The sequence below is a fragment of the Streptomyces sp. NRRL S-1813 genome (assembly GCF_000719605.1).
Lineage (GTDB): Bacteria > Actinomycetota > Actinomycetes > Streptomycetales > Streptomycetaceae > Streptomyces > Streptomyces decoyicus.
This window is the reverse complement of record NZ_JOHB01000002.1, coordinates 74,100-100,560: the sequence shown is the minus strand read 5'-3', so window position 1 is coordinate 100,560 and position 26,461 is coordinate 74,100. Positions and strand designations below refer to the sequence as shown.

Here is a 26,461-nt window from a genome sequence, read left to right as displayed (position 1 = left end):
CACGGCTCCGCGTCCTGGCCGGTCACGGGTGAGAGGCCCGCCGCTCCTTCCCCGCCGGGCCCCTCACCTGCATCCTTCGCCGTGCGTCAGCTCGCCGGGTCGTGGCCGAGCTCGATGTCGAACTCGCTCTGTCCGGCAGCCCCCACATGCAGCGGGGCGGCGACCGGCGGATAGCCGGCGGCGATCAGGGTGTACTCCCCGCTGTCGAGGTCGGTGAAGACGTACTCACCGTCCTGACCGCTGGTGGCGGTGGCGACCACGTTGCCCGCCGGGTCCAGCAGGGTCACCCGGGCGTCGTCCACCGGTCCGCCGCGTACCGTCCGGACGGTGCCGCGGACCTGGGCGCCGAGCGTCAGCCGCACCTCGTACCAGTTGCGGTTGCCGGTGGTGACCTCCACCTGGAGGGCGGACGGGCGGTGGTGCTCGGCGCTGACGGCCAGGGTGTAGCTGCCCGGAGTCAGTTCCCCGAACGCGAAGCCGCCGTCCTGGCCGGCCACGCCCGAGGCGACGACCTCGCCGCGTACGTCCGTGGCCACGACGAGTGCGCCGGCCACCGGCTCGTCGCCCTTCTCCTCGCGGACCTCGCCGGAGAGACCCGCCGCGCCGCTCAGGGTCAGGTCGAACGACACGGGCTCGCCGCCCACCACCACGGTCACGGCCTGCGGCCTGCGGGCCCCCGCGGAACCGATCAGCACATAGGTGCCGGCACCCGTCGTGGGCAGCGCATAGCCACCGTCGGCCCCGGACGACGTACGGCCGAGCTGCCGGCCTCCGACGCTGATGAGGGTGACCGCGGCCTGTGTCACCGGCCTGCCGTCGCCGTCCCGCACCGTCCCGTGGATCACCGGACCGGTCGCACCGGTTCCGCGGTCCGCGGAGCCCGTGGGCATCGCGGCGAGGACCGGCACGGCGTCGGCGACCGGGACATCGGCCGGCTCGGCCGCCGTCCGCGTGTCCGCGCCCTTTGCCGCGCCCTCGGCACCGTGCGCCGCACCGTCGACGGCGCCTGCCGCGTCCTTGGCGGACTCCGCCTCGGCGTCGGCCTGCGCACGGGCCTGTAGACCGGAGATCTGCCGCAGTGGCACCTCCTTGATGAACCACATCAGCAGGAAGGCCACGGCCACGACGATCGCGCCCATGAGGAACACGGTGTGCATCGAGTCGGCGAAGCCGCGCTTGAACGGCTCGGCCAGCCGCGGATCGAGGTGCTGGATGAACGACGAATCGCTGAGCACACCCGAGGAGTTGCCGTTGCCGGGGTGCTTGAGCATGTCCAGCACGGGCTTGTTGGCGGGGTCGTGCAGCACCGCGGGGTCGCGCAGCGCGGCCTGGAAACGCTCGGTGGAGGCGGCGTCCTTGAACGCCGAGGAGATCTTGTCACCGACCGTGCTGAACAGCACCGACAGGAAGATCGCGGTACCCGCGGTGGCACCCATCTGACGGAAGAACGTGGACGAGGCGGTCGCCACACCCATGTCCCGCGGGGGCACCGCGTTCTGCACGGCCAGTACCAGGGTCTGCATACAGCCGCCCAGGCCGAGGCCGAAGACCAGCATGTACGCCATGGTCTCCCACAGCGGCGTGTCCCACTGGACCCTGAAGTGGAAGAGCAGCATCGCCGCGATCATCAGCGCGGTGCCGATGATCGGGAAGATTTTGTAGCGGCCGGTCTTGGCGGTGATCTGGCCCGAGGCGATCGAGGCGATCATCATGCCCGCCATCAACGGCAGCATTTCCAGACCCGACTTGGTGGGACTGGCACCCTTCACGATCTGGAGGTACTGCGGGATCATCAGCATCCCGCCGAACATGCCCATACCGATCAGCACGGACAGCAGACTGGTCTTGCTGAAGGTGCCGTTGCGGAACAGCCGCATCGGGATCAGCGCGTCATCGCCGATCCACCGCTCGACGAGGATCCAGGCGATGATGCCGACGACACCGATGGCATAACAGGCGATCGACCGGGACGAGTCCCAGCCCCACTCCCGGCCCTGCTCCGCGACGAGCAGCAGCGGAACGACGCCGAGGGAGATGGTGAACGCTCCCCACCAGTCGATGCGGTGATCGCGCCGGGTGTGCGGGATGTTGAGCACCTTCGCGACCACGAACAGCGCGACGATGCCGATCGGCACGTTGACCAGGAAGACCCAGCGCCAGCCGGTGATGCCCAGCAGCTGGTCCTGTCCGGCGAGCGCCCCGCCGATCAGCGGTCCGGCCACGCTGGAGGTGGCGAAGGTGCCCAGCATGTAGCCCTGGTAGCGGGCGCGTTCCCGCGGCGGGACGATGTCACCGATGATCGCCAGTGCCAGCGACATCAGGCCACCGGCGCCCAGGCCCTGAATCGCCCGGAACGCGGCGAGTTCGGTCATCGAGGTGGAGAACGTGCACAGCACCGAACCCGCGACGAAGATGGTGATCGCGGCCAGGTAGTACGGCTTGCGGCCGTACAGGTCGGACAGCTTGCCGTACAGCGGTGTGGCGATCGTCGAGGTGATCAGGTAGGCGGTGGTCGCCCAGGCCTGCTGGCTGAGGCCGTGCAGATCGTCGGCGATGGTCCGGATGGAGGTGCTGACGATGGTCTGGTCGAGCGCGGCGAGGAACATCCCCAGCATCAAGCCGCTGAGGATGGTGAGGATCTGACGGTGGCTCAGAATTCCTGGTTCGGATATCGCCTCGGCTCCCGCGGCGGGCGGGGAGGTGGCTGTGCTCATGTACGTATGTCTCCCTGCTCCACGGCGGCTCCCTGGTCTCCCCCGGTCGTCAGCCGTGTGTGTTGTCGTTCTGCCATGTCCTCGTTGAGACGGCCCAGCAACCGGATCAGGTCGGCCCGGTCCTGGGGCGACCACGGTTCGAGGAGCCCGGCCAGTTCGGCGTCGCGCTGAGCGCGGTAGTGCGCAAAAGCGGCACGCCCCGTATCGGTCGCCGCCAGCAAGGACCCGCGGCGGTCTTCCGGATCGGGGCGACGGGTCACCAGGCCCCGCTCGACCAGCGAACGCACCTGACGGCTGACGGTCGACAGATCGAGGAACGCGTCGGCGGCCAGATCGGTCGCCCGCTGGTCCCCACCGACCACCAGCCTGGCCAGCAGCACCCGGTCGGCGGCGCCGCCGTCGGTCTTGGCCCGCTGCTTCCATGCCGCGATCAGCCGCGAGAAGCGGACGATCTCCGTCCCCAGCCCGGCGGCAGCCTCATCCAGCCTCGACGAGGCGGTGACCTGCGAGGCAGCCCGGTCGCAGTCATGGACCGTGCCCTTACTCATCGTCGTGATCCTTCGCGGTGATGTCGTCGTTCCGCTGAATACATTGCTTGTATCCAGCAAGCATAGCGGCTGGATACAACTGCTCCACACCGGCTCACGGGAGAGGGGATGGGCGTGCAGGGGCAACGGACCGCCCCGTATACGCTCCGCCACGCCCCGCGCGAGCGGGGCGCGTCCAACCAGCGGCGGGAGGAGACCGAACCGCCCCCGCCCCTCCGACCGGCCGGGAGAACGCTGTGCACCTTCCCTCCGAAGTTCTCGGGCTGCTGCGCAGGCCGAGCACCTGCTTTCTGGCCACCTCGATGCCCGACGGTTCCCCTCAGCTGACCCAGACCTGGGTCGACACCGACGGCACCCATGTACTGATCAACAGCGTCCGGAGCCATGTGAAGACCCGGAACATCGGGCGCGACCCGCGGGTGGCCGTCGCCGTCTCCGATCCGGACAACCCCTCGCGCTACTTCCAGGTGCGCGGCCGGGTCGTCGAGACCACGGCCGAGGGCGCGGTCGAGCACATCGAGCAGCTCGCCCAGAAGTACCTCGGTGGGCCCTACCCCTGGTACGGGGGCCGCGACGAGGAACGCGTGCTCTTCGTCATCGAGCCGGAGGGCATCAGCAGCATGGGATAGGGCGCGTCGCGCGGAGCAGCCGGGGCCGCGGTGTCGCAGCAATGCTCCGGTTTCCACGGGCCCTCGGCGGCGAGCCCCCGCTCAGCCCTCCGTGCCGGTCTCGCCCCCGCTCAGCTCCTGCACCGCCTCGTCCGGGTCGGCGAGCAGCCAGGTCCACCGGGCAACCGCCGGATGGTCCCTGCGGAACTCCGCCACCACGGCGGCCGCGTCCCGCAGCGTGCATCCGTCGCGGCCGGACAGCTCCCGGGTGATGACGACCGTGTTCTCGAACCTCATCCGCCGCTCCAGCAGCAGGTCCTGCACCGCGTCCATACCGCGCTCGGCAAGAACCCCCGCGCATTCCGCGGTCAGCGACGCGAACCAGGCGGCCCGCTGCCGGTATTCGGCGGTGGCGCCGCTGCCGTCGTCGCCGGCGAAGGTGGGCTCCAGAGCCGTCGCGAGACGATGGACGTACCGGTACCCGCCGTACGGATCCACTGCCTCGGTCCCGGTCTGCGGCGGGTACTCCTTGCGGAACTCGGACCAGTCGCCTTCGATCCCGGCGATGGTCCGCAGCAGCACCGGATGGAGGTCGTAGTTGCCGTCGTCCGCACCCCGGAACACCTCGCGCAGCAGGGCGAACGGCAGCTCGGTGCTCTCCGCGAGCAGGACGGCGTCGTAGAGGTCCTTGCCCTCGGGATGCATGTCGCTCACCAGCCAGAGCACCTTCCAGGCGAGCGACAGCGCACGGGTCGCCGCATGGACCACCACCGGCGCGGCGCCCTGCGGCCCGCGGATCTCGGCGGGCTCCGCGGGCGCGGGGAGGTGCTCGTTGAAGACGAAGTCGAGCTGCACGCTGCCCGCCGGGACGCCGTCGGCTTCGGCCGTCCACGGGATGACCAGCCGCCGGCCCGGCACCCGGTCGTACGACCAGATCTCGTCGCCGACGGCGGCGCGCGCGTCAAGACGTACCGGGCCGCCGCGGTGGGACAGCGCCTCGGCCGCGGCGGCGATGCCGTCAAGCATCCGGTCCGTACGGTCGTCCTCCAGCTGCCAGGTCTCCGGTACCACGACGAAGTCGAGGTCCCCCGGCTCGCGTGCCGCGTCCCCGAACCACTCCTTCAGCAGCATGCTGCCGCGGAGCACGAGATGGCCGGCCCATGGGGACTGCGCGAGCGCGGTCAGTACGTGATGCAGGGCATGCCGCCGCGCCTCGTACCACCGCTCACCGACCGCCGTGTCCGCGAAGGTGGGCTCTCCCAGGCGCATGCCGAAGGCATGGTGGGTCGCCGCGGGGTCGAAGACCGGGCGCTGCACCACCCCGTCATCCGGTACGGGAAGCAGGGTGGTGGGCAGATCCATCTCGGCCCGCGTCGCCTCGTCGGGCCTGGCCCGCGGCACGACCTCGGTGTCCGCCCACGGTCCGTACCGGAACGCCTGCCACTGCGCCGCCGCACCCGTCTCGTCGGTCCCTGTCACGAGCCGATCCCCTCCCCCGCCCTCGCGTACTCCCCGTCCAGCCAGCCGGCGTCGAGCGCCAGATTCCCGTCGTGCACCACGAACTCCCGCTCCACGGAGGCGAGTTGGTGGCCCGCGGCACGCAGTTGCGCCGACAGGGCGTCCAGCCGCCGTCCCGCGGTCGTCAGGCCCACCCTCCGGCACCGTTGTGTCACAAACCGTTCCGCCCTGCCGTCGGACCGCACCCGGCGCGCGTTCCGCGAGAGATGCGCACCGTGCCCGACGGCGACGGCGAGCAGGGGGTCGAGGGGAGCGGAGCGCGCCAGCACCAGCTTGAGGTGATGCTCGAAGTAGTAGCCGGGGCCGAGCCCTGCGGCCTCGCCGTCCGTGACGGGTACGCCCGCGGCCCACGGAGTCGCCTCGATCTTCGTCCGCACCACGTCGAACCCCGCGGCGCGCAACCCGTCCGCCTGTGCGGCGGCTGCGGCCCGTACCTTCTCGTACGTCCCGGACCCGTGCAGCGTCAGCATCGGCTGCGAGGGCACGTCGCCCTGTTCCAGGAGGATGTGCACGTACGTGAGGCGATGGGCCGCCGCGTATGCGGCCAGCGCCCCGGCCGCCCCGCGGTCCCCGTCGTCCCGGACGGTGAGATGCACCTCGAACTCCCCGACGAAAGCAGGGCTCTCGGCCGCTTGCGTCCCGTACGCGGGCACTGCTGCCCCGCCACTCGCACTCATCCCGAGATGATCACACAACTTCCGGCAGCAGTGCCCCTGATGTGGTCTGAAGTGATCCGAAGTGGACTGCCGGGCCGCTTCAGGCGGCTGCGTCGGCGGTACGGGAGTCCTCGGAGAGGTCCATCTTCGGCGGCGGCCTGCGGAAGCCCTTCGTCAGATAGGTGAGGCATCCGACGCCCACGGCAAGCCAGATCAGGCCCAGGAGCTGGGCCTTGGAGTCGAGATGGGTCAGCAGCCAGATGTCGACGGCGGCGCCGATCACCGGGGCGATCACATAGGGCAGCACGCGAGGACGGTCGCCGGCCCGGCGGCTGCGGAGGTAGGTGGCGAGGACGCTGAGACTGACGAAGGTGAAGGCGGTGAAGGCGCCGAAGTTGATGAAGGACGTGGAGGTGGCCACGTTCATGCGCAGGGCGATCAGGCCGACGGCGCCGATGAGCCAGATGACCATGGGCAGGAAGAAGTAGTCGAGCAGCGTCGCCCAGCCGACGAGGAAGCCGACGCGTCCGTCGATGGCTTCCCTGACATCGGTGTACGCCGACCCGGCGACCGGGTATGCGGCCGCCATTTTCCCGTAGCTGTGCGCGGTGAACAGCATGGCGCACAGGGCGAGGAGATAGGCCGTGGGAACGGCACCGCCGGTGGTGTCGGCCACGACGCCGAAGGTCCCCAGGACGATCAGCGGGGTCATGTACGCGAGCCCGAACAGGACGACGGACTTGAGGGTGAGCGTACGGGCGAGCGTGTGCTCGGAGGGGTCCATGGGTGGCTCCGGGGGATGTGCCGCGATACGGGGTGGGAGGCGGGTGGCGGTCAGCTGCCCGTGCCGGGAGGGAACGGGGCGGGGCCGGCGGGCCGCCAGCGGCGTGGGTCGATGCGTCCGTCGTAGAGCGGGAGTTCCAGCGGCGCGTCGGTGTCGGTGAACTGGTCCCACATACGGTTCAGCCCGGCCGTGCCGAACTCCCGTACCCGGGTGACGTCGTCGAGGTCCAGCACATCGGTGAGGACGGCGGGCCCCTGGTCGGGGGCCTCGGTGCGTACCCGGCCTTCGGGGTCGACGACGAGGCTGCGGCCGGTGCCGGTGGGTCCCGCGGTGTTGACGCTGAGCACGAACACCTGGTTGACGATGGCGTTGGCGCGGGCGAGCACCAGTTCCTGGGCCCGGTCGGCGGTGGTGGTCATGACGGGATTGATGATCACCTCGGCGCCCATCCAGGCGAGGTGGCGGGCCACTTCGGGGAACCAGGCGTCGTAGCAGATCGAGAACCCGACCCGGCCGGTCCCCGGCAGGTCGAGAACGACGAAGCGGTCCCCGGGGTCGTAGGGCTCGTGCGGCCGCCACGGGAAGATCTTGCGGTACGAGGCGGCGGGACGGCCCTCGGGGGAGAAGGCCAGCGCCGTGTTGAACAGTTCGCCGCCCGGTCCCCGCTCGCAGACGCTGCCGGGTACGAGCCAGATGCCCAGATCACCGGCGAGCTCGGCGAGCTGTCGCGCGCGGGGGCCGTCCAGTGGTTCGGCCGCCGCCCGCAGCTCGGCCTCGGACCCGTCCGCGCCACCGGTCACCCCGCACAGATGCAGCTCGGGATAGACGACGAGCCGGGTCTGCGGGAAGCGCGCGATCAGCTCCCCGACGTCCGCGGCGAAGCCGGACAAGGGCGCCGTGGCCGGGCGGGGCGGTGCCTGGACGAGGGCTACGGGGAGGGGTCGGGACACGGGCCTCACCTGCGTTCTCAGTGGCCGGACGGCGGTGTGGCCGACGGGCCGCGGGGGTGGACTTCAGGACCCGCATGAAATTAGAGCAAGATGAGCTCTTATTCAAGAGATCTCATAATGAGATGTTTGTTAGAGTGAGTCATGCCCGGACACCTTCCCGACGCCACGGACCCCGAGGCCGCGGTGCGGGGTCTCAATGCCCCACCACTGGGTGGCATTCAACGGCTCTCCGCCCTGGACACGGTGCGCGCCCGTATCGCCCTCGCCGTCGAGCTCGGCCTGCTGGCCCCCGGCGAGCGCCTCCCCCCGACCGACGAGATCGCCGCGGCACTGGGCGTCGGGGACATCACCGTCCGCCGCGCGCTCGCCTCGCTGCACGCCGACGGTGTGCTGGAACGCCGGCGCGGCCGGACCGGCGGCACCCTCGTCGCCGAGCGGCCCGCGAAGGGGACGGTCACCGAGGCCGCGGCCTACCGCGCGGCAGCTGCCGAGGTCCACCGGCTGATCGACCACCGGCTCGTCCTCGAATGCGGGATCGCCCATCTGGCGGCCCTCCAGGCAGGCGATGCCGCCCTCGACGTCCTCGACCGGCTGGTCGGCGAGATGGACGCGGCCGGGAGCTGGACCGAGTTCCGCAGCCACGACGAACGGTTCCACCTCGCGGTGGCGGACGCCACGGGCGTCGCCTTCGCCGCCGCACCGTACGGCGCGGTGCTCCAGGACCTCTACCGCTACTACCTGCCGTATCCACTCGACACCCTCCAGCGGTCCAACTGCGAACACCGCGCCCTGGTCGACGCCCTGCGCCGGGGTGATCCGGTGGGCGCGACCGAGGTCGCCCGGCGGCATGTCGACCAGCTGCACCGGACGATGTTCGTGGGCCTGATGGACGACGCCGGGGCGGAGGCGGCCGGGGCAGGGGCCGCCGGCTGAGCGGGGTCCGGCGCCGGGTACGGCATGGCACGCTGGCCGGCGGACCGGTACCGCAGGGCAGACGGAAGGACATGACGATGAGTTCGGACAGCGGCACCCCCCGGCGGGCAGCGCTCGCGACCTGGCCGACCCCGCTGGAGCCGGCGCCGCGGCTGGCCCGCGCGCTGGGGCTCGGCGCGGAGGACCTCTGGGTCAAGCGCGAGGATCTCACCGGTCTCGGTGGCGGCGGGAACAAGGTCCGGAAACTGGAGTGGATCTGCGGTGCGGCGCTCGCCGAGGGGGCCACGACCCTGGTGACGACCGGCGCCGCACAGAGCAACCACGCTCGGCTGACCGCGGCCGCCGGCGCGCGGCTCGGGCTCGATGTGGTCCTCGTGCTGGCCGGTGCGGCCGGCTCCTCGACCTCCGGGAACCTCGTCCTCGACGGCCTCTTCGGGGCCACCGTCGTCTGGGCCGGGGAGGCCGGCGGCACACAGCTCGCGGCCGCGGCGGAGGAGGTGGCCCAGCGGCTCCGGGAGCGGGGAGCCGTCCCGGCGCTGATCCCGCTGGGTGGTTCCAGCCCGCTGGGTGCGTACGGCTATGCCGAATGCGGGCGCGAACTCCTCGGCCAGGCCCCCGACCTGGACACCGTAGTCGTCGCCCTGGGATCCGGTGGCACGATGGCCGGCCTGGTGGACACCCTCGGCCCCGGGAGGGTGCTGGGCATCGACTGCGGCGCGGTGCGCGACCCGGCGAGCACGGTCACCGGCCTGGTCACCACGCTGTCCGGCACCGTCCACGCACCGAAGACCCTGCGTCTGCGGCGGGATCAAGTCGGCGCCGGTTACAGCACGTTGACCGAGGAGTCGATGAACGCCCTGACACTGGCAGGCCGTACGGAGGGCATCGCGCTCGACCCGGTCTACACCGGGCGCGCGCTGGCCGGTCTGCGGGCGGCGGTGCGGGACGGAAGCGTGGCACCCGGGCGGCGCACCGTCCTGCTGCACTCCGGGGGGCTCCCCGGTCTGTTCGGCCACAGCGACGCCGTCGCCCGGTGCCAGGAAGCGCTCACGGTCCTTCCGATCCACGAGTGAGCACGGCGGGGCGGACGCCGACCGGCCAGGGCACGGGGGACGGGGCCGCCCGCCTGAGCCGCCCCGCGCCCGGAACCGGGTTTCGCGGCGGGACCGTTGCCATGGGCCGCCGCGGCCGTGCGACCGTCCGGCCCCACGGCGGCCTGCCCAAGGAGGAGGTCAGATCTCGGGGAAGGTGTCGGGGACGCCGAGCGTCCCCGCGACGGCCCGCCAGATGGCCGCTTGGGCGGCGGGGAGGTCGATCCGGGGGTCGCCCAGCATCAGCCGGATACCGAACCCGTCGCTCAGGGCGAGCAGCAGCGTGCTGGTCGCCTCGACATCGCAGTCGGTGAACTCGCCCGACTCGATGCCCCGCCGGATCGCCTGGCTGATCCAGGTGTGCAGCTGGTCGTACAGGTCGACGGCGAGATGCTGGGCGGTCTCGTCACGCAGCGCCCGCACCCACAGTTCCTGCCACAGCCGCCAGTCCTGCCGCAGCTCCGGGTCCGTGGGCAGCATGTTGTGCAGAATGCGGGCCAGGACCACCGAGGCGGGCACCGTGTCGGCGTCCCGTTCGAGTTCCGTGCCGGTCTGCGCGAAGGAGTGGGTCATCGCCTCGGCGAAGAGCCGCTCACGGTTCTCGAAGTGGTAGTGGAGCAGGGCGGTGGACACTCCGGCGTGCTCCGCGACCATCCGCATACGGATCTTTTCGAAGCCGACCTCGGCGATCACTTCGCACGCGGCGGAGAGGATCCGTTCCCGCGTTTCGAGAGTGCGTTCAGCCTTGGCCACGTGAGTGCTCCCCGGATCGGTGTCGGTGTCCTCGGCGGGCTCGGCCGCCCGTCGCGTCCATCTTCGCGCATCGCAGCCCGCGGCCGTCCGCCGCCGGCTGCGGTCATCGATAGCTGTGGAAGCCCCGGCCCGACTTACGGCCGAGCAGGCCCGCTTCGACCATCCGGGCCAGCAGCGGCGGCGGGGCGTAGCGCGTCTCACGGAACTCCTCGTACAGCGACTCGGCGATCGCCTGCGTCGTGTCCAGACCGATCAGATCGGCCAGCGCGAGCGGCCCGAGCGGGTGGGCGCAGCCCAGCCGCATCCCCCGGTCGATATCGGCCGCCGACGCGGCGCCGGACTCGGCCATCCGTACCGCGTCCAGCAGATAGGGGACGAGCAGGGCGTTGACGATGAAACCGGCGCGGTCCGCGGCGTGCACGACCTCCTTGCCCAGAACGCCGGCGGCGAAGGAGTGTGCCCTGCGGGTGGTGTCCTCGCCGGTCAGCAGGGAGGGCACCAGCTCGACGAGCGGCAGCACCGGAACGGGGTTGAAGAAGTGCAGGCCGATGACCTGCTGGGGGCGTGCGGTGGCGGCGGCAAGACGGATGACGGGAAGGGACGAGGTATTGGTCGCCAGGATCGCGTCCGGCCGCCGGACCACCTGGTCCAGCCGCGTGAAGACGGCCAGCTTGGCGGACTCGTCCTCGGCGACGGCTTCGACGACCAGGTCCCGGTCGGCCAGCGCGGCCAGGTCCGCGGTGACCGTGATCCGGGCGAGCGCGGCGTCCCGGTCCGGGGCGGAGAGCTTCCCGGCTGCCGTGGCACGTTCCAGGGAGCCCGTGATCCGGCGGAGTCCGGCGTCCGCCGCGCGGGGGTCCGTCTCAACGACGCTCACGTCCCGGCCCGCCCTGGCGCACACCTCGGCGATTCCGGAGCCCATCAGGCCGCAGCCCACGATCCCGATCCGCTCGACGGTGTCGGTGCTCTCGGACATGGGTCCTCCTTGGTCCGGGGGGGTGGGGCTGCCGGTCGGTGTCCGGGGAGGGCGGACAGCTCCCGGCGGTCCGTCCGTGACTCCTGGTGGTACGCGGTGGTCCGGGGGCCGGGTGGGGTGCCGGGGTGGGGTGGGGTGTGGCTGGGGCGTGTCCGGTGTGCCCTCCCCCGTCACACCCCGCCCCGGCGCCCCGGGAAGAGGTCAGCCTGCGGAGGGCATCTGGAGCACGCCCGTGCCCCGCTTGACCAGTTCACCGGCGATGATCAGGCGCTGGATCTCGGAGGTGCCCTCCCAGATGCGGTCCACCCGCAGCTCGCGGTAGAGCCGCTCGACGGGGTAGGAGCGGTCATAGCCACGGCCACCGAAGATCTGCACACAGCGGTCGATGACCCGGCCCGCCGCCTCGCTCGCCGCGAGCTTGGCGATGGCCGCGATATCGACCGCGCAGTCCGCCAGCATCCCCTGCACCAGCTGGAAGTCCGCGATCGGCGACCCGAACTGCCTGCGCTCCACCGCCCAGTCCCGCGCCAGCCGAAGCGCCCGCTCGGCGGCGCCCGTCGTACGGGCCGCGATCATCAGCCGTTCCTCCGTGAACCAGGACCGGGTGATGTCATAGCCCTTGCCGACGCCCCCGAGAACAGCGTCCTCGGGAACGTGCACCTCGGTGAAGGTGAACTCGGGGTGCTCGTAGACGAAGGTGTGCATGAAGCGCGGCACCCGCGTCATCTCGATGCCCGGGGTGTCCTTGTCGACGAGGAAGAGCGTCGGCTCCCGGTCCGTACCCGCCGCGGCGAGGACGATCATGAAGTCGGCGTGGTCGCCGACCGTCACGAACCACTTCTCGCCGTTCAGTACCCAGCCGTCGGCCGTCCGCGTCGCGGTGGTCGCCAGGTTCTGCGGGTCGGAGCCGGCCCCGGGTTCGGTCACCGCGTAGCAGTCGCGGCGCTCGCCGCGGATGACCGGTTCGAGGTAGCGCGCACGCTGTGCGGGGGTGCAGAAGCGCAGGGCGTTGGCGGGGCGCCACACGGTGTCCCACAGCGCGCCGGTGAGCTGCCCCAACTCCTCCTGGACGATGGCCTGTTCCAGGATGGTCAGCCCGGCGCCGCCCCACTCCCGGGGCATGTTGACGGCCTGGAGGCCGGAGGCGAGGACGACGTCGCGGATGGCCGCGTGGTCCTGCGCCGTCAGGCCGTTGTTCTCCTCGCAGTCGGTTTCGTAGGCGGTGAGCGTCTCGGTGAGCTCGCGCGCGGTGCGCTTGAGGTCCGCCTGGCGGGGGGTGAGACGGAAGTCCATGTCAGTCCTCGAAGGTCGTGGTGGGGCGGGGTCCGGTGGCGGGCGGCGGGTCAGGGCAGGGGCAGGTCGAGGGCGCGGGTGCCGCGCTTGATGAGCTCGTTGGCGATGATCAGGCGCTGGATCTCGGAGGTGCCCTCCCAGATGCGGTCCACCCGCAGCTCGCGGTAGAGCCGCTCGACGGGGCAGGAGCGGTCATAGCCACGGCCACCGAAGATCTGCACACAGCGGTCGATGACCCGGCCCGCCGCCTCGCTCGCCGCGAGCTTGGCCGTCGAGGCCTTCGCGTGCAGCGGATATCGACCGCGCAGTCCGCCAGCATCCCCTGCACCAGCTGGAAGTCCGCGATCGGCGACCCGAACTGCCTGCGCTCCACCGCCCAGTCCCGCGCCAGTTGCAGGGCCCGCTCGGCGGCGCCCGTGGTGCGGGCCGCGATCATCAGCCGTTCGTCGGTGAACCATTCCTTGGTGAGTTCGTATCCGTTGCCGACGCCACCGAGGACGTCGTCGTCGGGCACGAAGACATCGGTGAAGGTGAACTCGGGGTGCCCGTTCACGGCGGAGTGCATGAACCGCGGCACCCGGGTCATCCGTACGCCCGGCGCCTGCTTGTCGACAAAGAAGAGGGTGGCGGCCCGCTCGGGACCGGCGTCGGCCTGCACCAGCAGGAAGTCGGCGATGTCGCCGCAGGTCACGAACCACTTCTCGCCGTTGAGCAGCCAGCCGCCCTCGGTACGGGTGGCGGTGCTGGTGCCCGAGGAGGGGTCCGATCCCGCGCCGGGTTCGGTCACCGCGAAGGCGTCGAAGCGCTCGCCCCGGATGACGGGGAGGAGGTACTTCTCCCGCTGGGCCTCGGTGCCGTACGCCAGCACGTTGGCCGGCCGCCAGGGGATGTCCCACAGACAGTTGGTGACCTTGCCGAACTCCTCCTCGACGATGACCTGGTCGAGCAGCGACAGCCCCGGGCCGCCCCACTTCTCGGGCATGTTGATGGCGTAGACCCCGGCGTCGATCGCGGCCCGGGTCAGCTCGCGGACGGTGTCGGAAGGAAGCGGTCCCCCGGCCTCCTCGGCCTGGTCCTCGTACCGGAACAGCAGCTCGGTGTAGGCGGCGGCGCGGGCCTTGAGATCGGCCTGTCGGGGGGTGTAGCGGAAGTCCATGGTGTCCTCCGGGACGGCGGGCGGGGGCGGGGCGTCAGGCCAGTACGGCGCGGGCATCGAGGGCGAGGGCGCCGTCCGGGCGGACGAGCAGCGGATTGACCTCGATCTCCGTGATCTCGGGGTGAGCGGCGGCGAGTGTGGTGAGGCGCTCGATGACGGCTGCCGCGGCGGCCAGGTCGACCGCGGGCCGCCCGCGGACGCCCTTGAGGAGCGCGGCGGTCCGCAGCCCGGTCAGCAGCTGTTCGGCGCGGGCCGCCGGGACGGGTGCCAGGGCGAAAGCGACGTCGTGCAGTGCCTCGGTGAGCACTCCGCCCAGGCCGACCATGGCGACCGGGCCGAACCGGGGGTCGCGGTTCACCCCCACGATCAGCTCGACGCCGTCGGTCAGGTCGGCCATCGCCTCGACCGAGTAGGAGGCGGCACCGAGCCGTGCGTGCATCTCCCGGAAGGCGGTGACGAGTGCGGCGCGGTCCGGCAGCCCGAGGGCGACGCCGCCGGCGTCGGACTTGTGCAGCAGGTGGAGGGCCTTGAGGACGTAGGGGCCCTCGAACGCGTCGGCGGCGGCGAGCAGTTGGGCCTCGCCGGTGATCTCACGGGCCTCGGGGAAGGGCACTCCGGCGTCGCTCAGCAGGGTGCGGACGCCGTGGTAGCCGGGGTCGCGCAGCGGCGCCGCAGCCGGTGGCAGCGGACGGACTCCGGGCAGGCCGGCGGTCTCGGCCGTGGTCATGGCCGCGAGCGCGCGGGCCGCGTCCTCGGTGGAGGCGAAGACCGGTATGCCGGCCTCGACCAGCGTCCGGCAGCTGGGGGCGTCCGGGAACATCGACTGCACCACCAGGGGTTTGGCGGTCCTCGTCGCATGGACGGCCATCTGGTGTGCGGTCTCCAGCTCGCCCGCCGCGAGCGCGCTCCCGCCGCCCGCGGTGCCGCTCTCGGCCGCCGGGCCGCCCAGGCCGCCGGTCGCCGCCGAGTAACCGCCGAAGTACCCGGTCAGCACCACGGAGTCGACCTCGTCCAGGGCGAGCAGGGCGCCGACGGTGTCGCCGTAGGAGTGCGGGTTCTGCTCACCCATCCCGGCCAGGTCGACGGGGTTGCGCACCGCGGACTGTTCCCACAGCAGTGTTCGGAGCTGTTGCTGTGCGGCGGTGCCGAGTTCGGGTACGGCCAGCCCGGCGGCCTCGGCGGCGTCGGCCGCGATGGCACCGTGGCCGCCGCCGTCCGTGCAGACCGCGGTGCGGTGTCCGGTGGCGCTCCGCCCCCCGTTCAGCGCGGCGAGGACGACGGTCATCTCGTGGGGTGTGGCGACCAGTTCGACGCCCGCGTCGCGGCAGGCGGCGGCCACGACATCGGCAGAGGTGGTCAGGGCGCCGGTGTGCGACTGTGCGCTGCGGGCGGAGGCGGTGCCCCGCCCGGCGGTGAGCAGGACCACCGGTTTGCCGGCCGCGGCGGCCGCCTCGGCGAAGGCCCGGCCGTCGCCGAAGTCCTCCGCGTAGACGGCGATCGCCCGGGTGGCGTCGTGCCGGGCAGCGTCCTCGATGAGGTCGACGAGGGTGACATCGGCCTGGTTGCCCAGCGAGACGAAGCGGGAGAATCCCAGCCCGTGCGGGGCACAGCGGAGTTGGAGTTCGAGCGCGAGGTTGCCGCTCTGGCTCAGCAGGGCGATGCCGCCGGGTGCGAAGCGGTCCGAGGCGAGATAGAGCTCGGTGGTGTTGTCGGCGATGCCGAGGCAGTTGGGGCCGACGAGGACGGCGCCGGCGGCGCGTACCCGGTCGGCGATCGCCTGTTGGCGGGCCAGTCCGAGGGGACCGGTCTCGGCGAAGCCGGCGGTGATGCCGACGATGGCGCGTGCGCCGCAGGCGAGCGCGTCGTCGACGGCAGCCTCGAAACCGGGGCCCGGTACGGAGATCACCACGAGTTCGACCGGTTCGCCGATCCCGGCGAGCGAGGTGGCCGTGGTGCGCCCGAGGACCGTGCCGCCCCGGCGGTTGACGAGGTGGACGGGGCGGCGGTCGGGTGCCCGCAGCGCCTGGGCGGCAACCGCATGGCCGTACTTCGCCGGATCGTCACTGGCACCGACCACCGCGACCGACTTCGGGTCGAACAGGGCCGACAGATCACGTCCCATGGTCACCTCTCCAGCCGGAGCGCGGAGTTGGGGCAGGCCTCGGCGGCGGCCCGGGCGGCATCCTCGGTGGCGCCGGGGGCAGGGTCGGCGACGACGGCGGCGTACCCGAAGTCGTCGAGGTCGATGAGGTCCGGTGCGGGTTCCTGGCACAGGCCGTAGCCCTGGCAGCGGGTGGCGTCGAGACGGAGTTTCACGGTGGTCGTCCTTTCAGCGGGTGCAGGGGGCGGAGCGCGGGCGGGGCACGGTACGGCCGGCGACGTGCGGGACGGCCACGGTGAGCCGGCCGGCGTCGGCGGGCGCGGTACAGCCGTGGCAGGGGCCGTCGAGGTGGGAGCGGACCAGGTGGGGAAAGGCGCGCAGCAGGCTGCCGGCCGTGCCTGCCGCGGCATCGAGCAGACCGCAGGCGCCGCGGCCGGGCAGTGAGGTGGACCAGCGGTGCAGCCGGGTGAGGAGGCCGGGGTCGCCCGTACCGGTCGTCAGCGCACCGACGGCGTCGCGGATCGAGCCGGTGCCCGCGATACAGATGCCGCACTGCCGTGCGCTCTCGGCGGCGAGATGGGCGAGGGCGGCGGAAGCGAGGGACACCGGGCACTCGTCGGGGCCGAGGAAGCGGATCGCCCCGCAGCCCAGGGCCGTGCCGGCGGCCTTGAGTGTGTCGGGTTCCAGTGCGAGGTCGAGGTGACCGGGGCCGATCAGCCCGCCGAAGAGGCCGCCCATGAGGGCGCCGGCCGGCTCGGGGACGCCCTGGGCCTGCGCCAGGGTCCGCAGGGTGCAGCCGTAGGAGACCTCGGCGAGCAACGGTTCGGCGCCACCGCCCGCGAGCGTCACCAGGGTGGTGCGGGCCGTGCGGCGCCGGCGGTCCGGCTGTGCGGCGATGAGCGCGATACGGGCCAGCGTCTCCACGTTGGCGACGAAGGTCGGTGCGCCCCCGACACCCTGTTCGTAGGGGCGGGGCGGTTTGGCGGTGGGGAGGGCCGGGCCGCCGTTGATCCGGCGGACCACGGCGGTCTCCTCCCCCGCGACATAGGTGTGCGGGGTCTCGACGACGTCGCACGGCAGCCGAGGTGTCCGTTCGGCGAGCGCACGGCGGATCCGTTCGCCCGCCGCGGTGTCGGAGACATAGACATAGCCGCGCTCGGCGCCGGTGATTTCCGCGGCCCGGGCCAGCCCGTCCAGGACCAGATGCGGGCGGGCCCGCAGCAGCCAGCGGTCCTTGACGGAGCCGGGTTCCCCTTCCTCTCCGTTCGCCACGACGACGGGGCGGGGGCCGGCGTCACGGACGGCGCGGAGTTTCGCGGCGGTGGGGTAGCCGGCGCCGCCGCGTCCGCGCAGGCCGGCGGCGGCGATCCGGTCGAGGAGCTCGGCCGCTCCGGTTGCCGTGCGGTAGCCGCCGTTGACCGCGTACGCCCTGGCATCCTCGGTCACGCCGGGCGTCGCGCCGAGCACCGAGGGGGTCCCCTGCGGTATGAGCGAGTCGGTCCCGGTCATCCTCGGTCTCCGTCCGGTGGGGTGGCGCGCAGGGTGCGCACCGCGCTTTCCAGGGCTCTGCGGTCCGCGGCCGTCCGGTCGTAGCCCGGTCCGGGGAGGCCGATCAGCATGCGGTGGTGGTCGAGCACGACCTCTGCCGCACGGAGTGCGGCCCGCCGGTCGCCGGGGCGGTCACTGCCGGCGACGGCTGTCACCAGACCGGTCACCTCGGCGAGGTAGCGGAGCCAGCCGCGCTGGGTGCCGTGCAGGATCAGCCGCTCGACGCGGCGCCTCTCGGCCTCGGCCGCTTTTGCGGGCGCGTCCGCCGGCTGCCGCGCCGCGGTGCGCAGGGCGGCAACGGTGGCGGGGAGTTCCCGTTCCGGTTCGGGGGTGAGCCCGAGCCAGATCAGGTGCCGACGACCGCTCATGCGTGCCTCCGGGGAGAGGGGTGGAGTGCCGGCGCGGGTCAGGGCAGCGGGGTGTGGGGCGGTGCCGTGGCTCGTGCCGGGGTGAGGTGCCGTTGCGGGGTGCGGCCGGTGGACCGGGGCGCGGGGCGCCCGCTCGCTTCCGGGATCCGTGCGGCGAAGCGCCGGAGCAGCGATACCACTAAGCTAACTAATCAATTAGTCAGGACACAAGTCTTGACTTCGTTGAAACCCGCCAGCAATCTGACTGACCAATTAGTCAGCACGGATCCGGAGCGCCGTTCAGGGACTTTCCACCGCGCCCTGCCGCCCCGGCCCCGGCGCCCCGTGCGGCATGGAGGAGCGACCCGATGCACCCCGAAGCCACCACGGCACCGACGGAACAGGATGCCCCCGGGCAGGCACTGCCCGCCCGCTACTACACCGACCCGGCCACGACCGCCGCCGAGACGCGGCACATCTTCGCCAAGTCCTGGCAGCTCGTGTGCCATGAGTCCGATCTCCCCGGCCCCGGCGCACGGCTCGCCGCCACCGTCGCCGACCGCGAGGTACTGGTCGTCCGCACCGAGGACGGCACCCTGGCCGGGCATCTCAATGTGTGCCGGCACCGCGGCACCCGCCTGGTCTCCGCCCCCGAACCGTCCGGCAAGGCCATCCGCTGCCCATACCACGGCTGGACGTACAAGCTCGACGGGCGGCTGGTCGGCGCGCCCGAGGCACGGCAGATCCCCTGCCTCGACAAGCCGGCCCTGGGCCTCTTCCCGGTCCGGGTGGAGTCGTTCCTGGGGTTCGTCTTCGCCAACCTCGATCCGGATGCGGTGCCGCTGGCGGAGCAGTGCGCCGGGCTGGCCGAGGCGGTCGGCCATTACGCGGGCGCCGATCTGGTGCCGGTGGGCCGCAGCCGCATCCACGATCTGGCCGGCGCGGAAGTACAGGAGGCCAACTGGAAGGTCGCCGTCGACAACTACCTGGAGGGCTATCACGTCCCGGTCGCCCACCCCGGGCTGATGCGCCTGCTCGACTACCAGGGCTACACCAGCGAGATCGACGAGTCCTACGTCCTCTTCGCCTCCCCGCTGCGCGACAAGCCGTCCTCGAACTGGACGGAGCGGCTCTACCAGCGCCTCGCCTCCCCGATGCCGGGGCTGAAGGAAGCCGACCGGCGGATCTGGCGGTACGCGGTGATCTACCCCAACACACTCATCGACTTCTACCCCGACCATGTGCTTGCCTGGACCGCCATACCGACGGCGGTCGACCGCGTGGCCGTCCCCGGCGCTTTCTACACACGCCGCGGGACGAGTCCACGGACCCGGCTCGCGCGCCGGCTCAACATCCACATCGGCTGGATCACCAATGACGAAGACGTCGAATTGGTGTCCCGGGTACAGAAAGGCCTCGGCACCCCGGGCTTCGAGCCGGGCCCCCTCTCCCGCCGGGAAGCCGCGGTCGGCTGGTTCGCCGACCGGGTACGCACCGACCTCGGCGGCACGATGCGCTGACACCCACCGGTGAGACAGCGCCATGAGCCGTCCCCCTCGGCGCGCGACGCCCCGCGCCACGGCTGACAGGTCCCGCACGGAGGACAGGGCTTCCGTGCATCCGTGACCGCTCCCTGAAGCAGCGCTCATCCCCTACGGAGAGGACCCCATGTCCCCCGAGGAACCTCCATCTCCGTCCCGGCGCGCGTTTCTGCGCTCGGGCGTCGCCGCGGCGTTCGGTCTCGGCCTGGCCGGATGCGGCTTTCTGCCGGAGGAACGCAACGCCTTCGGAGACCCGGACCAGCCGATCGACGTCAAGGCGGACGGCGATCTGGTGTATTTCAACTGGGCGGACTTCGTCGCCCCGGCCGTCTTCGACGGATTCGAGAAGGAGTACGGCGTCAAGGTCATCCAGTCCAACTTCGACTCGATGGAGGGCATGGCCGCCAAGCTCAACGCCGGGAACCGCTACGACGTCATCTTCCCCACCGCGAAATGGGCCCAGCGGCTGGCCGACGGCCGGCGGCTGCGCCGTATCGATCACTCCCGGCTGCCGCACGCCGACGCGGTGTTCGGCCGGTACCGCTACTTCGCCGACCCCTGGTACGACCGCCACTCCGCGCATACCGTCCCGTTCACCATGTACAAGACGGGCATCGGCTGGCGGAAGGACCGGATAGGCGACGACCTGACCGGCTCCTGGGCCGACCTGTGGAACGCCCGGGCGAAAGGACAGGTCTTCGTCCTCGACGACCGCGACGAGGTCCTCGGCATGGCCGCGCTCAAACTCGGCCTGGACATCGACACCGCCGACGCACGCGACCTCGCCCGGATCACCGCCACGCTCCAGAGTCTCCGCCCCCGGCTGCGCGGCTTCTCCAGCGACAGCTACAACAACCTGCTCAACGGCAACGCGGTGATGACCCAGGCCTGGAGCGGGGACATGGCCGCCATGCTCGGCCAGGCCAAGGACCCGTCCGTCCTCGGCTTCGAAGTGGCCCGGGAGGGCGCGCCGATCAACTCGGACTGCTACGCGATCCCCGCCAACGCCCGCCATCCCGGTACGGCGATGCTCTTCATCGACTACATGCTCAGACCCGAGAATGTGCGCAAGAACATCCGGTACATCGGCTACCCCATGCCGGTCGGCGGCAGTGAGGACGTCTACGCCTCGATCGTGAAGCCGTTCCCGCAGTGCCTGGTCGCCCCCGACGACCTCAAGGCCGATCTCTTCTTCCGCAACGCGTCCTCGAGGGGCGAGCAGGCCCGCGATACCGCCTGGACCCACGTGAAAGCCGGCTGACATGGCACAACGCACCCCCTCCGGGGCACTCCGGGACCGGCGCGGGCGCTCCGCGTCCGGCACCCGGCTGTGGACCTGGCTCATGCTCCCCGGCACCCTGTGGATGACCGGGTTCCTCATCGCCTCCCTGATCCTCGTGGCCACTCTGGCCCTGGGCACCACCGACCCCCTCGGCAACCCGCGCTTCGGGTTCAACTTCGACAACATCGCGGCAATGGCCGACCCGGCCTACCGCATCGTGCTGCTGCGCTCGCTGGGTTTCTCGCTGATCGCCTGCGTGGTCTGTCTGGTCGTGGCCTATCCGGTCGCCTACACCATCGCCCTGCACGGCGGGCGGTTCAAGAATCTGCTGATCGCCGCGATCGTCGTCCCGTTCTTCGCCAACTACCTGGTGCGGATGTACGGCTGGTCGGTGGTGCTGTCCGACGGCGGACCGGTGCTGAAGGCGCTGCGCGCGGTCGGACTCGCCGACGGGCACACCAAGATCCTCCAGAGCGGGATCGGCGTCATCGCCGGGCTCGTCTACGGCTTCATCGTCTTCATGATCATCCCGCTGTACGCGGCGCTGGAACGGATGGACCTCTCGCTGATCGAGGCGGGACGCGACCTGTACGGAGGGCCGTTGCGGACCTTCTTCTTCGTCACCCTCCCGGCGACCCGGCAGGGCGCGGCCGCGGGCGCCGTCCTGGTCTTCCTGCCCGCCATGGGCGACTTCGTGAGCGCCCAGCTGATGGGAGGCCCGGACCAGATCATGATCGGCAACCTGATCCAGGACAAGTTCTTCCAGGGCCAGAACTGGCCGCTCGGCTCCGCCCTCACCATGCTGATGATGGCGGTGCTCTTCATCGGGATGCTCGGCTATCTGCGGCGCACCCGCAAGGACGAGGCGGAGGCCGCCCGATGACGCTCCGCCCCCCGCGCCGGCACCGCCGCGGCACCGACTGCAGGCCCCGGCTCGCCCTCACGGTCACCACCCTCTTCTTCCTCCTCCTCTACCTCCCCATCGGGGTGGTCGTCCTTTTCTCCTTCAACGGCCAGAAGTCCCTCACCGTCTTCAAGGGCTTCAGCCTCCGCTGGTACTCCGCCTTCTTCCACGACAACGTGCTGCTCGAATCGCTCGGCATGAGCCTGCGGGTCTCCCTGGTGGCCATGGCGGGGTCGGTGATCCTGGGAGTGGCGCTGGCCCTGGGGCTGGTGCGCTGCCGTACCCGGCTCGGCTCGCTGGCCGGCCTGATCATGCTGGTCCCGCTGATCACCCCGGAGATCGTCACCGGTGTCGCCGCGATGCTGCTCTTCAAGGGCATGGACATCACCCTCTCCTCCGGCACCGTGATGCTCGCCGAGATCACCTTCTCCATCTCCTATGTGACGGTGATCCTGCGCTCGCGGATCGCCGCCCTCAACCCGGAGGTCGAGGAGGCCGCGATGGACCTGGGCGCCACCCGCTGGCAGGCCCTGCGGCTGGTCACCCTGCCCGCGCTGCTGCCCAGCATCCTGGCCTCCGCGGTGCTCGTCTTCGCCCTGGTCTTCGACGACTTCGTGCTGGCCTACTTCACCACCGGCGTGGACCCGCAGCCGCTCTCCGTACGCATCTACTCGGCGATCCGGTTCGGCGTACAGCCCACCATCAATGCGGTCGGCACGCTGATGCTCGCCGGTTCCATCGGCCTCATCGGGCTCGCCCTGGCCATCCCGCGTCTGTTCGGCCGCCGCGGTGGCCTCGACCTGCTCTCCGGGAAGTGACACCCATGACCTCCTCCGACACGCCCTCCGCCGGCGCGGCCCCGGCCGACGGCACGCCCGCCGTCCGGCTCGACCACATCAGCAAGAACTACGGCGGTTCCTACGCGGTGCAGGACCTCTCCCTGGACATCGCTCCCGGCGAGTTCTTCTCCCTCCTCGGCCCGTCCGGCTGCGGCAAGACCACCTCCCTGCGGATGATCGGCGGCTTCACCGACCCCACCGCGGGCACCATCCTGCTCAGCGGTGAGGACGTGACCGCGCTCCCGCCGGACAAGCGCAACGTCAATACGGTCTTCCAGAGCTACGCCCTCTTCGACCACCTCTCGGTGGCTGACAACGTGGCCTTCGGCCTCAAGCGCAAGGGCGTGGCCCGCGCCGAGATCCGTGAACGGGTCGGTGCCATGCTCGACCGGGTGCAACTCGGCGGTCTCGGCGACCGCAAACCCGGCACGCTCTCCGGCGGGCAGCGCCAGCGGGTCGCCCTGGCCCGCGCCCTGGTCAACCGGCCCCAGGTGCTGCTGCTCGACGAGCCGCTGGCCGCGCTCGACCTCAAGCTCCGGCGGCGGATGCAGGTCGAACTCAAGCAGATCCAGCGCGAGGTCGGCATCACCTTCGTCTTCGTCACCCATGACCAGGACGAGGCGCTGACCATGTCGGACCGGGTGGCCGTGATGAACGAGGGCCATGTGGAACAGTGCGGGACGCCGGAGGACGTCTACGAACGCCCCGCGAGCCGGTTCGTGGCGTCCTTCATGGGGACGTCCAATCTCGTCCCCGGCACCTACCGCGACGGGCAGGTCGTCCTCGACTGCGGCCCCGCGCTGCCGGTCGGTGCGCGCAGCGGTGTCGCCGACGGCAGCAGCGTCAGTCTGTCGATACGGCCCGAGAAGATCTGGCTCTCCGATTTCGAACCGGGGATGGCGCTGGTGAACGGCGTGGTCCGGGAGACCGTGTACTCCGGCCCCACCACCACCTATCTGATCGAACTCGCTCCCGGCGTCACCGTGTCCGTGCTGGAGCAGAACACCGACCGCTCGCGCATGGAGGACCGCTGGAGCGGCGGCGAGAGCGTGGAGATCGGCTGGAAGCCCGAGCACTGTCTGGTCCTGGATTAGGGGATCCCCCAGGGGCTCCGGCCCCGTCCCGCCGACAGTCCGCACGCCCCAGCCGCTCACCGACAGCAAAGGAACGCTCCCCCATGAATCACGATGTCATTGTGCTCGGCGCCGGCCTCGCCGGTCTCGCCGCGGCACGGGACCTGAGCGCGGCCGGCGCCGACGTCCTCGTCCTCGAAGCCCGTGACCGGGTCGGCGGACGCGTCGAGCAGGCCGTGCTGCCCGACGGCCGGCTGGTCCAGCTCGGCGGAGAGGTGGTCGGCCGGGCCCACACCGCCTACCTCGCCCTGGCCGCCGAGCTGGGTCTGACCCTCATCCCCAGCTATGTCGCCGAGCCGGGCCGGATGGCACGGGCCACGGCGGAAGGGGTCTCGGCCGGCGACCCGCCGCACTGGTTCGGCCCCGGCGACGAGGCCTGCCACCGGAAGGTCACCGACGCATTCGTCACGCTGGCGCGGACCGTGGACCCGCTGGACCCGTGGTCCCATCCGCACGCGGAGACCCTCGACCGGCTGTCGGTCGGTGCCTGGCTGCGCGGCGAGGGGGCGAGCCCGGCCGTCGTGCGGCTGTGGGAAATCGGCCAACTGGCCCTGGCCAGCGGTTCCTACGAACGCACCTCCCTGCTCGCCGCACTGCGCAAACACGCCACGGTCCCCGGTGACGACCCCTACGCCTATGAGGACTGGGAGGGCCTGCGGGTGGCCGAGGGATCGGCGACCGTGGCACTGCGCATGGCGACGGAACTCGGCCGGCGCATCCGGCTCGAAGCGGCCGTCGAGGAGGTGACGGTGCGACCGGGCGGCTGCCGGGTACGCCTGGCCGGCGGGGAGACCCTGACCGCGGATGCCGTGGTCAGCGCCCTGCCGGTCGGTCCGCTGCGCTCGGTCGCCCTGACCGGCGTCTCCGAGGCCCGGCTCGCCTCGCTGCACCGCCAGCGGCAGGCCGTCGCGGCCAAGTTCGCCGCGGCCTACGACAAGCCCTTCTGGCGCAGCCTGGACCTCAACGGACTCTCCGAATGCGAAGGCGTGCTGGGCAGCACCTGGCCGCAGAGCGAGGGCATCCTCTCCGCGCTGATCCCGCCCGAGCGCTACGGCGTCCTGCTGGGCATGCCCGCCGCCGTCCGCGACCATGAGCTGCTCTCGGACATGGCCCGGCTCTATGGCGCCGAGGCCTTTCAGCCGTTCACGTCGTATCTGCGGATGTGGGGCACCGACCCCTGGACCCAGGGCTACGTCACGCAGTGGAATCCGGGCGATGTGATGGCGGTCGGTCCGCTGCACGGCTCCCACGAACCGCCCTTCTACGTCTGCGGATCCGACCAGTGGGTGGCCGGCTATATGGAGGGCGCGGTACGCACCGGCCGCGGTGCGGCGCGCGAGGTGCTCCGTCATGGCTGAGGCAGGCCCGGCCGGCCCGGTCCGTAATCACCTCGCGGGGGCCGACCGCCCGGCGGCCTCCGGCGCGACGATGGACCTGATCGACCCCGCCACCGGCGAGGTGCACGGCAGTGCCCCGCGCTCCGGCCCGTCCGATACGGACGCGGCGTGCACCACGGCGGAGGCCGCCTTCGCCCGCTGGTCGCTGACCACTCCCGCGCAGCGGCAGCAGGCGCTGCTGCGGATCGCCGACGCGATCGAGGAGCACGCCGACGCCCTGGTGGCCGCCGAGGTCGGGGACACCGGCAAGCCACCTGAGCAGTTCCGGACGGAGGAACTGCCCGCGGTCATCGACACCTTCCGCTACTTCGCGGGGGCGGCGCGCAATCTGCCGGGGGCGGCCGCCGCCGAGTACACCGAGGGCCGTACCTCCGTGCTGCGGCGCGAACCGGTGGGTGTCTGCGCCCAGATCACCCCCTGGAACTACCCGCTGATGATGGCCGCATGGAAGGTCGCCCCGGCGCTCGCGGCAGGCAACACGACCGTCCTGAAGCCCGCCGACACCACCCCGTCGTCCACCGCTCTGCTCGCCGGGATCGCCGCGGATCACCTGCCGCCAGGGGTGCTCAATGTGGTCTGCGGTGACCGCGACACCGGCCGGTCGCTGACGGCGCACCCTGTACCCCGTCTCCTCGCCGTCACCGGCAGCGTCCGGGCCGGGCGGGAGATCGCCGCGGCCGCCGCGGCGGATCTCAAACGGGTGCATCTGGAGCTGGGCGGGAACGCCCCGGTCGTCATCCATGAGGACGTGGAGGTGGAGGCCACCGCGGCCGAGCTCGCGGCCGTCGCCTACTACAACGCCGGCCAGGACTGCACCGCTCCCACCCGGTTCCTGGTGCACCACCGACGGTACGAGGCCTTTGTGGCCGCGTTCGCGGCAGCCGCCCACAAGCTGCGCACCGGGCCGCCCGGCGAACCGGACGCCGACTACGGCCCGCTCAACAGCGCGGCCCAACTGGACTCGGTGCGAGGCTTGCTGAGCCGCCTTCCGCGCCATGCCGAGGTGGTGACGGGAGGTACGGCGGTGGGGCGGCCGGGATGGTTCCACTCCCCCACGGTCGTTGCCGGGGTGCGCCAGAGCGACGAGATCGTGCAGGAGGAGATCTTCGGCCCGGTCGTCACGATGCAGCCCTTCACGGACGAGACCGAGGCTCTCCGGCTGGCGAACGGGGTCCGGTTCGGTCTGGCGGCGAGCGTGTGGACCGCCGACCACGCGCGGGCCATGCGGGCCACCCGGGCCCTGCACACCGGGATCGTGTGGGTGAACACCCACGGCACCACGGTGTCGGAGATGCCGCACGGCGGGGTCAAACACTCCGGCTACGGCAGCGATCTGTCCCTGGCGGGGCTGTTGGACTACACCCAGGTCAAGCACGTCATGCTGTGAGG

At 71.6% G+C, this 26,461-nt stretch carries 23 protein-coding genes and 1 pseudogene; 10 read left to right on the top strand and 14 right to left on the bottom strand.

The features are described 5' to 3' along the window. Positions 1-86: 86 nt before the first annotated feature. A complete protein-coding gene (locus tag IF67_RS0105120) occupies positions 87-2,714 on the bottom strand; it encodes an MFS transporter (RefSeq protein ID WP_030982573.1) in 2,628 nt (875 codons plus the stop codon). Beyond that, on the bottom strand, positions 2,711-3,262 hold the full coding sequence (locus IF67_RS0105115) for a MarR family winged helix-turn-helix transcriptional regulator (protein WP_030982571.1): 552 nt from the start codon (positions 3,260-3,262) through the stop codon (positions 2,711-2,713). The genes IF67_RS0105120 and IF67_RS0105115 overlap by 4 nt, the downstream gene beginning before the upstream one ends. Before the next feature lie 236 nt (positions 3,263-3,498). Between IF67_RS0105115 and IF67_RS0105110 the strand changes: the two genes are divergently transcribed. Further along, positions 3,499-3,891 (top strand): PPOX class F420-dependent oxidoreductase, encoded by a 393-nt coding sequence (locus IF67_RS0105110; RefSeq protein ID WP_030982564.1) that lies wholly within the window; start codon positions 3,499-3,501, stop codon positions 3,889-3,891. Between the two features lie 81 nt (positions 3,892-3,972). Here the strand turns inward: IF67_RS0105110 and IF67_RS38785 are convergent, their stop codons facing one another. The 4 genes from IF67_RS38785 to IF67_RS0105090 form a co-directional block, all read right to left on the bottom strand. Then, positions 3,973-5,349, bottom strand: a complete 1,377-nt coding sequence (locus IF67_RS38785) for a nucleotidyl transferase AbiEii/AbiGii toxin family protein (protein ID WP_063754302.1) — start codon at positions 5,347-5,349, stop codon at positions 3,973-3,975. Further along, a complete protein-coding gene (locus IF67_RS0105100) occupies positions 5,346-6,065 on the bottom strand; it encodes a hypothetical protein (protein ID WP_030982543.1) in 720 nt (239 codons plus the stop codon). Before IF67_RS0105100 ends, IF67_RS38785 begins: the two co-directional genes overlap by 4 nt. A gap of 79 nt (positions 6,066-6,144) precedes the next feature. After that, complete coding sequence (locus tag IF67_RS0105095) at positions 6,145-6,828, bottom strand: APC family permease (RefSeq protein WP_030982527.1); 684 nt, start codon at positions 6,826-6,828, stop codon at positions 6,145-6,147. Positions 6,829-6,878: 50 nt separating this feature from the next. Then, positions 6,879-7,778 carry a carbon-nitrogen hydrolase family protein gene (locus IF67_RS0105090; protein ID WP_030982526.1) on the bottom strand — a complete coding sequence of 300 codons (900 nt, stop codon included), beginning with the start codon at positions 7,776-7,778 and terminating at the stop codon, positions 6,879-6,881. 141 nt (positions 7,779-7,919) lie between these two features. On the opposite strand from IF67_RS0105090, the gene IF67_RS0105085 reads away from it, so the two are divergent. Together IF67_RS0105085 and IF67_RS0105080 are read left to right on the top strand one after the other, a co-directional pair. Then, positions 7,920-8,711, top strand: a complete 792-nt coding sequence (locus IF67_RS0105085; RefSeq protein ID WP_037838835.1) for a FadR/GntR family transcriptional regulator — start codon at positions 7,920-7,922, stop codon at positions 8,709-8,711. 77 nt (positions 8,712-8,788) lie between these two features. Then, positions 8,789-9,784 (top strand): D-cysteine desulfhydrase family protein, encoded by a 996-nt coding sequence (locus IF67_RS0105080; RefSeq protein WP_030982524.1) that lies wholly within the window; start codon positions 8,789-8,791, stop codon positions 9,782-9,784. A gap of 159 nt (positions 9,785-9,943) precedes the next feature. Here the strand turns inward: IF67_RS0105080 and IF67_RS0105075 are convergent, their stop codons facing one another. From IF67_RS0105075 to IF67_RS0105040, 8 genes and pseudogenes are all read right to left on the bottom strand, one after another. Further along, entirely contained in the window at positions 9,944-10,555 is a 612-nt protein-coding gene (locus tag IF67_RS0105075) for a TetR/AcrR family transcriptional regulator (protein ID WP_030982523.1), read from the bottom strand. Between the two features lie 103 nt (positions 10,556-10,658). Further along, a complete protein-coding gene (locus IF67_RS0105070) occupies positions 10,659-11,531 on the bottom strand; it encodes a 3-hydroxybutyryl-CoA dehydrogenase (protein WP_030982522.1) in 873 nt (290 codons plus the stop codon). 201 nt (positions 11,532-11,732) lie between these two features. Beyond that, positions 11,733-12,824, bottom strand: a complete 1,092-nt coding sequence (locus tag IF67_RS0105065; RefSeq protein WP_030982520.1) for an acyl-CoA dehydrogenase family protein — start codon at positions 12,822-12,824, stop codon at positions 11,733-11,735. Between the two features lie 152 nt (positions 12,825-12,976). Beyond that, positions 12,977-13,980: pseudogene (locus IF67_RS38780) on the bottom strand (acyl-CoA dehydrogenase family protein); the annotation flags it as partial. A gap of 34 nt (positions 13,981-14,014) precedes the next feature. Beyond that, positions 14,015-16,102, bottom strand: coding sequence for an acetate--CoA ligase family protein (locus IF67_RS0105055; protein ID WP_030982518.1), 2,088 nt, complete (start codon positions 16,100-16,102; stop codon positions 14,015-14,017). A gap of 2 nt (positions 16,103-16,104) precedes the next feature. Next, positions 16,105-16,296: a ferredoxin gene (locus IF67_RS0105050; RefSeq protein WP_030982516.1), complete on the bottom strand. Its 192-nt coding sequence runs from the start codon at positions 16,294-16,296 to the stop codon at positions 16,105-16,107. A gap of 13 nt (positions 16,297-16,309) precedes the next feature. Then, a complete protein-coding gene (locus IF67_RS0105045) occupies positions 16,310-17,590 on the bottom strand; it encodes an NADH-ubiquinone oxidoreductase-F iron-sulfur binding region domain-containing protein (protein WP_030982515.1) in 1,281 nt (426 codons plus the stop codon). Further along, complete coding sequence (locus IF67_RS0105040) at positions 17,587-17,997, bottom strand: hypothetical protein (protein ID WP_030982513.1); 411 nt, start codon at positions 17,995-17,997, stop codon at positions 17,587-17,589. Before IF67_RS0105040 ends, IF67_RS0105045 begins: the two co-directional genes overlap by 4 nt. 347 nt (positions 17,998-18,344) lie before the next feature. Here IF67_RS0105040 and IF67_RS0105035 point away from each other — a divergent pair, with 347 nt between their 5' ends. The 7 genes from IF67_RS0105035 to IF67_RS0105005 all read left to right on the top strand — a co-directional run bounded on the left by IF67_RS0105035 (position 18,345) and on the right by IF67_RS0105005 (position 26,459). Further along, the gene (locus IF67_RS0105035) at positions 18,345-19,496 is read left to right on the top strand and encodes an aromatic ring-hydroxylating oxygenase subunit alpha (protein ID WP_030982511.1); all 1,152 of its coding nucleotides are present in this window, start codon (positions 18,345-18,347) and stop codon (positions 19,494-19,496) included. Positions 19,497-19,644: 148 nt separating this feature from the next. After that, complete coding sequence (locus IF67_RS0105030; RefSeq protein WP_030982510.1) at positions 19,645-20,778, top strand: polyamine ABC transporter substrate-binding protein; 1,134 nt, start codon at positions 19,645-19,647, stop codon at positions 20,776-20,778. A gap of 1 nt (position 20,779) precedes the next feature. After that, positions 20,780-21,682: an ABC transporter permease gene (locus tag IF67_RS0105025; RefSeq protein WP_030982509.1), complete on the top strand. Its 903-nt coding sequence runs from the start codon at positions 20,780-20,782 to the stop codon at positions 21,680-21,682. Beyond that, entirely contained in the window at positions 21,679-22,521 is an 843-nt protein-coding gene (locus tag IF67_RS0105020) for an ABC transporter permease (protein ID WP_051817600.1), read from the top strand. The genes IF67_RS0105025 and IF67_RS0105020 overlap by 4 nt, the downstream gene beginning before the upstream one ends. After that, entirely contained in the window at positions 22,518-23,636 is a 1,119-nt protein-coding gene (locus IF67_RS0105015; RefSeq protein WP_420708604.1) for an ABC transporter ATP-binding protein, read from the top strand. The genes IF67_RS0105020 and IF67_RS0105015 overlap by 4 nt, the downstream gene beginning before the upstream one ends. Positions 23,637-23,719: 83 nt before the next feature. After that, on the top strand, positions 23,720-25,033 hold the full coding sequence (locus IF67_RS0105010) for a flavin monoamine oxidase family protein (RefSeq protein ID WP_030982504.1): 1,314 nt from the start codon (positions 23,720-23,722) through the stop codon (positions 25,031-25,033). Next, positions 25,026-26,459 carry an aminobutyraldehyde dehydrogenase gene (locus tag IF67_RS0105005; protein ID WP_030982502.1) on the top strand — a complete coding sequence of 478 codons (1,434 nt, stop codon included), beginning with the start codon at positions 25,026-25,028 and terminating at the stop codon, positions 26,457-26,459. Before IF67_RS0105010 ends, IF67_RS0105005 begins: the two co-directional genes overlap by 8 nt. Positions 26,460-26,461 lie beyond the last annotated feature (2 nt).

What these genes read in the sequence shown, in the direction of transcription:
- IF67_RS0105070 (WP_030982522.1), bottom strand. Translation starts at nt 11,531, where the DNA reads ATGTCCGAGAGCACCGACACCGTCGAGCGGATCGGGATCGTGGGCTGC.
- IF67_RS0105030 (WP_030982510.1), top strand. Translation starts at nt 19,645, where the DNA reads ATGTCCCCCGAGGAACCTCCATCTCCGTCCCGGCGCGCGTTTCTGCGC.
- IF67_RS0105025 (WP_030982509.1), top strand. Translation starts at nt 20,780, where the DNA reads ATGGCACAACGCACCCCCTCCGGGGCACTCCGGGACCGGCGCGGGCGC.
- IF67_RS0105100 (WP_030982543.1), bottom strand. Translation starts at nt 6,065, where the DNA reads ATGAGTGCGAGTGGCGGGGCAGCAGTGCCCGCGTACGGGACGCAAGCG.
- IF67_RS0105095 (WP_030982527.1), bottom strand. Translation starts at nt 6,828, where the DNA reads ATGGACCCCTCCGAGCACACGCTCGCCCGTACGCTCACCCTCAAGTCC.
- IF67_RS0105055 (WP_030982518.1), bottom strand. Translation starts at nt 16,102, where the DNA reads ATGGGACGTGATCTGTCGGCCCTGTTCGACCCGAAGTCGGTCGCGGTG.
- IF67_RS0105020 (WP_051817600.1), top strand. Translation starts at nt 21,679, where the DNA reads ATGACGCTCCGCCCCCCGCGCCGGCACCGCCGCGGCACCGACTGCAGG.
- IF67_RS0105080 (WP_030982524.1), top strand. Translation starts at nt 8,789, where the DNA reads ATGAGTTCGGACAGCGGCACCCCCCGGCGGGCAGCGCTCGCGACCTGG.
- IF67_RS0105005 (WP_030982502.1), top strand. Translation starts at nt 25,026, where the DNA reads ATGGCTGAGGCAGGCCCGGCCGGCCCGGTCCGTAATCACCTCGCGGGG.
- IF67_RS0105035 (WP_030982511.1), top strand. Translation starts at nt 18,345, where the DNA reads ATGCACCCCGAAGCCACCACGGCACCGACGGAACAGGATGCCCCCGGG.
- IF67_RS0105085 (WP_037838835.1), top strand. Translation starts at nt 7,920, where the DNA reads ATGCCCGGACACCTTCCCGACGCCACGGACCCCGAGGCCGCGGTGCGG.
- IF67_RS0105120 (WP_030982573.1), bottom strand. Translation starts at nt 2,714, where the DNA reads ATGAGCACAGCCACCTCCCCGCCCGCCGCGGGAGCCGAGGCGATATCC.
- IF67_RS0105040 (WP_030982513.1), bottom strand. Translation starts at nt 17,997, where the DNA reads ATGAGCGGTCGTCGGCACCTGATCTGGCTCGGGCTCACCCCCGAACCG.
- IF67_RS0105065 (WP_030982520.1), bottom strand. Translation starts at nt 12,824, where the DNA reads ATGGACTTCCGTCTCACCCCCCGCCAGGCGGACCTCAAGCGCACCGCG.
- IF67_RS0105010 (WP_030982504.1), top strand. Translation starts at nt 23,720, where the DNA reads ATGAATCACGATGTCATTGTGCTCGGCGCCGGCCTCGCCGGTCTCGCC.
- IF67_RS0105115 (WP_030982571.1), bottom strand. Translation starts at nt 3,262, where the DNA reads ATGAGTAAGGGCACGGTCCATGACTGCGACCGGGCTGCCTCGCAGGTC.
- IF67_RS0105045 (WP_030982515.1), bottom strand. Translation starts at nt 17,590, where the DNA reads ATGACCGGGACCGACTCGCTCATACCGCAGGGGACCCCCTCGGTGCTC.